Annotated in this window: 6 protein-coding genes; 5 read left to right on the top strand and 1 reads right to left on the bottom strand. The window is 31.0% G+C overall.

The features are described 5' to 3' along the window. The 5 genes from ABP870_RS10435 to ABP870_RS10415 all read left to right on the top strand — a co-directional run. Positions 1-81 (top strand): IS3 family transposase (locus ABP870_RS10435; protein ID WP_350015275.1); only part of this gene is annotated, 81 nt, incomplete at its 5' end. A 253-nt stretch (positions 82-334) separates the two neighbouring features. Continuing rightward, positions 335-1,243 (top strand): ABC transporter ATP-binding protein, encoded by a 909-nt coding sequence (locus ABP870_RS10430; RefSeq protein WP_350015296.1) that lies wholly within the window; start codon positions 335-337, stop codon positions 1,241-1,243. 1 nt (position 1,244) lies between these two features. Continuing rightward, complete coding sequence (locus ABP870_RS10425) at positions 1,245-2,000, top strand: ABC transporter permease (protein ID WP_350015295.1); 756 nt, start codon at positions 1,245-1,247, stop codon at positions 1,998-2,000. Continuing rightward, complete coding sequence (locus tag ABP870_RS10420; RefSeq protein WP_350015294.1) at positions 1,997-2,731, top strand: ABC transporter permease; 735 nt, start codon at positions 1,997-1,999, stop codon at positions 2,729-2,731. Before ABP870_RS10425 ends, ABP870_RS10420 begins: the two co-directional genes overlap by 4 nt. Before the next feature lie 517 nt (positions 2,732-3,248). Continuing rightward, on the top strand, positions 3,249-3,473 hold the full coding sequence (locus tag ABP870_RS10415) for a helix-turn-helix domain-containing protein (RefSeq protein ID WP_350015293.1): 225 nt from the start codon (positions 3,249-3,251) through the stop codon (positions 3,471-3,473). A gap of 337 nt (positions 3,474-3,810) precedes the next feature. Here ABP870_RS10415 and ABP870_RS10410 read toward each other — a convergent pair. Continuing rightward, a partial coding sequence (locus tag ABP870_RS10410) for an IS3 family transposase (RefSeq protein WP_350015275.1) occupies positions 3,811-3,891 on the bottom strand: 81 nt, incomplete at its 5' end.

Here is a 3,891-nt window from a genome sequence, read left to right as displayed (position 1 = left end):
TACGTCCACTGGTGGAATCATCATCGCATTCACGGCAGTCTCAACTATCAAACACCCATGGCTAGGCGAGTTATCGCTTAACAAAAAGCACTTTATAAATTTTGTACAGAAAAGGGTTGCCTTTTCAGTTAATTGTAAGTCACCACTTGGATATTGTGAACTATGTTGGTAGTGTTATCTTTATAAATGATGAAACAGGTGAGGTAATTAAATCAACTCACGAGGATTTAAAAAAGAATAACTTGGACTACAAGAAATTTATTTGTAATAAAAGTGTCTAGTACTTTAGTGTTGGCATTAACAAAAATTTAAAACGAAAGGTATGGATTATACAATGACAGAAGTAATAAAACTAAAAAAATTGAAGAAAAATTTTAAAGGAGTAGCATCAGTCGATTTAGAGAGACTTACAGTTAGAAAGGGGGAAATTTATGGTTTCCTTGGTCCTAATGGTGCAGGAAAAACTACGACAATGAAGATGATTCTATCATTAATTGAACCTACTTCTGGTTCAATTGAAGTAATGAACGCTCCAATTAACAAATCAAACGATTACCTAAAATATATAGGATCAATGATTGAAGAACCTTCATACTATCCAAATTTAACGGGTTATGAAAATCTACTAGTTTTTCAAAAAATGTTAGGTTTTAAAGAAGAGAATATTTTAAAAACACTTGAACTTGTGGGGTTATCGGAAGAAAAAAATAGAAAAAAATTAGTAAAAGCCTACTCTTTGGGTATGAAACAGCGTTTAGCCCTAGCATTTGCTTTAGTAAAAGAACCTCAGATATTATTATTGGATGAACCGACAAATGGATTAGATCCATCCGGTATTCATGAGATACGTGAGTTGATTATTCGTTTGGCTAAAGAGGAAAGACTAACAATTTTTATCTCTAGCCATATTCTATCCGAAATTGAGCAGATTGCTGATAGAGTTGGAATTATAAATCATGGGAGATTAGTATATGAGGGAGAAATTGAAAAAATAAATGCAAATAATTGGGTAGAAATTGAAGGAAAATTTGACATTGAAAAATTAAAACCTCTTTTTGGTGATAGTTTTGGTAATAGAAAAGTAGAATATACCGCAAAACTTATTAAAATCTGGAATACTGATAACGAGCAAATCGCTAATATAGTCCGTTCCTTGGTTGAACTAGACTTTCCAATTTTTCGTGTAGAACATAGAAAAGAAAATCTCGAAGATATATTTTTAGAATTAACTAAGGAGTTATAAAATGATTAATGCACTGCAAATAGAATTATTAAAAAGTCGTCGGACAAAATCGTTTATTATTACGATAGTTCTCTTGTTAATTGGTTTTTTGTGGAATACAGTTAGTATTGGTAGTGAAATCAATTCAGTAAGTTATGACGGAGTTAGTGTACTATTTAATAATCAAACAATGAATAGCTTTTTTCTCCCTATAGCTATTAGTATTTTCACTAGTCGTATAGTTTCTAATGAACTTGAAGGGCAGACTTTTAAGCTACAGGAAGCAAACGGAACTACATTAACTAAAATTTTTTACAGTAAATTAATTTTATCAACTGTTTTCTTTTTTATATTAGCTATTTTAGAAACAGTAGCAACGAATGTATTTGCAATGGTTAACGGAGTAAGTGTCCCTTTAACAATTACTATTCTTCAAATTTTAGGACAACTCTTGTCAAGTTTCAGTCTCATTTGCTTTTATTTAACTTTCGCAATGTTTACTGATAAACAAGGCTTATTGTTATCATCAGGTTTTATAGGTGGATTTATAGGTTTAATATTAGCATCCAAATCTACAATATTGTGGACATTCGCTATACCATGGGTTGGCTGTGCTTATTTATCTCCTTACAAATTTACCCTAATAAATAATTCAAGCTATCTTTATAAATTTGACCAATCAATATACTTTAGACTTTTAATATATCTAATTTATTGTTTACTGTTATATCTTATTGTAAGAAGTATATTTTTGAAGAAAGAGAGACAAAGAAAATGAGACATTATATTTCAGCTGAATGGAAAAAGCTGAATAAAATTCAGCTTTTAATAATTGGTGTTGTTTTTGTAGCATTATCAAGTTTTATTGGCTTAGGTACCTATTTTGCTAATCAATCAGTTTTAATTGATGGTACACAGGATAAAGTGATGTGGGGACAATTAACTTTCTATTATACTCAAATTCTTTATCCTCCAATGCTCGCAATTTTTATAGCAATATCTTTAATTCAAGAGTTTGAAAGAAAAAATTTGGAAATGTTATGTTCAAATGCAGTATCTATCAAAAAGTTACTGATAAGCAAGCTATTTACCGTTACTGCATTAGTCATTCCAATTCAATTCCTCATACTAATTGTTTATATTGTAGCTTTAAAAGTAGCTAATGTTGAACTCTCTTCTTTTGTCCTATTAACTTTAAAATGGACACTTTTATCTATTTTGAGCTCTTTATCAATTTTATGCATACAAGCGTTTGCCTATGCTAAAACTAGAAGTTTTGGTCAATCAATTGGCATTTCAGCTTTAGGCGCTATGGGCGGGTTTGTCTTATTGTTTTTGAATGAAAACTTAAATAAATTTTACCCATATTCACAACCTGTGATAGCATTGAGAAGTAGAGCTTTAGAAGATTTTTCACTATTAGAACTTACTATTTTTATCTTTGTTAATCTTCTGTTTAGTGTGATTTTTTACAGATTAACATGTTATGAACTAGAAAAAAGAGGATAATGTAATTTATGTAACTGTCTTAAATTAGACAAATTAATTGATAAATAAAATTTAGTATCTAATTGTCGTTATCTAACAATATACATGTTGCTACGCATGATAGTTAATGGTAGTCGAAAGAGCGTTCCTTGTGCGATAACGTTCTAAACGATATAAGCTTTACTAATTCTCAGTCTTACTATCAGTATAAATAAGAATTGTTTCGGTTTTCTCGCTGTATCAATTACAATAAGGCGTTTTCTACTTCGTGAGTTTATTATTTTCTATTACTTTGCTAAATCGGTTTACGTTTTTTCAATTGCGGTCTAGATATTATTGTTTTGTCATTTAGATTGTCTCTAGTTTTTTGTAGTGTAATCAAGTAGTTATAGGATGTTATGAATATATGTTCTAAAATGAATCAATATTTTATAGTCATTAGTTCGCAATAAATAATTTAAAGTGATGTTGTCATATTATGACAATTTTCGAGATTTTTTCTCAAAGTGACATATACTTTTTCTTAGGAGAAAGCTAGATGTACCAACGGATAAGAGATTTGAGGGAAGATCATGATCTCACTCAAAAGTTTGTTGCAAATTTACTTTCCTTCTCTCATGCAAACTATGCAAAGATTGAGAGAGGAGAGGTTGCCTTAACGGCAGATGTTCTTGTGCAGCTTTCTAAACTCTATAACGTTAGTACGGATTACCTATTAGGATTAACAGATTGTCCAGATAGGATTAAACATAAAATAAAATAGTCTCTCCTTGATTTGTTCATTGACAATTGAATAAACCGAGGTGGGACTTTCTTATTTGTCGAGCAATTTAGTGAGATACGCCGTGATAGGAGCGAAAATTATTAGTTATAAAATAGAGTGGTTCTCTATCTGCCATGACCACAAATAAGGACAATGATACTTCTGAACGTTCAGGCTGCCATCGTAAAAGGACAGCGGGTGAAATGCCCATGAATGATTTAACCAATCATACCCGCGGAGGTTAATAATATGATATAGAGAGAAACTATTATGAAAATTAAATTTGTATCGTGAAAAGGCAACCCTTTTCTGTACAAAATTTATAAAGTGCTTTTTGTTAAGCGATAACTCGCCTAGCCATTGGTGTTTGATAGTTGAGACTGCCGTGAATGCGATGATGATTCCACCAGTGGACGTA

It is taken from the genome of Streptococcus jiangjianxini, assembly GCF_040225085.1.
GTDB lineage: Bacteria > Bacillota > Bacilli > Lactobacillales > Streptococcaceae > Streptococcus > Streptococcus jiangjianxini.
This window is presented reverse-complemented; position numbering and strand designations above follow the sequence as displayed.

What these genes read in the sequence shown, in the direction of transcription:
- ABP870_RS10430 (WP_350015296.1), top strand. Translation starts at nt 335, where the DNA reads ATGACAGAAGTAATAAAACTAAAAAAATTGAAGAAAAATTTTAAAGGA.
- ABP870_RS10425 (WP_350015295.1), top strand. Translation starts at nt 1,245, where the DNA reads ATGATTAATGCACTGCAAATAGAATTATTAAAAAGTCGTCGGACAAAA.
- ABP870_RS10415 (WP_350015293.1), top strand. Translation starts at nt 3,249, where the DNA reads ATGTACCAACGGATAAGAGATTTGAGGGAAGATCATGATCTCACTCAA.
- ABP870_RS10420 (WP_350015294.1), top strand. Translation starts at nt 1,997, where the DNA reads ATGAGACATTATATTTCAGCTGAATGGAAAAAGCTGAATAAAATTCAG.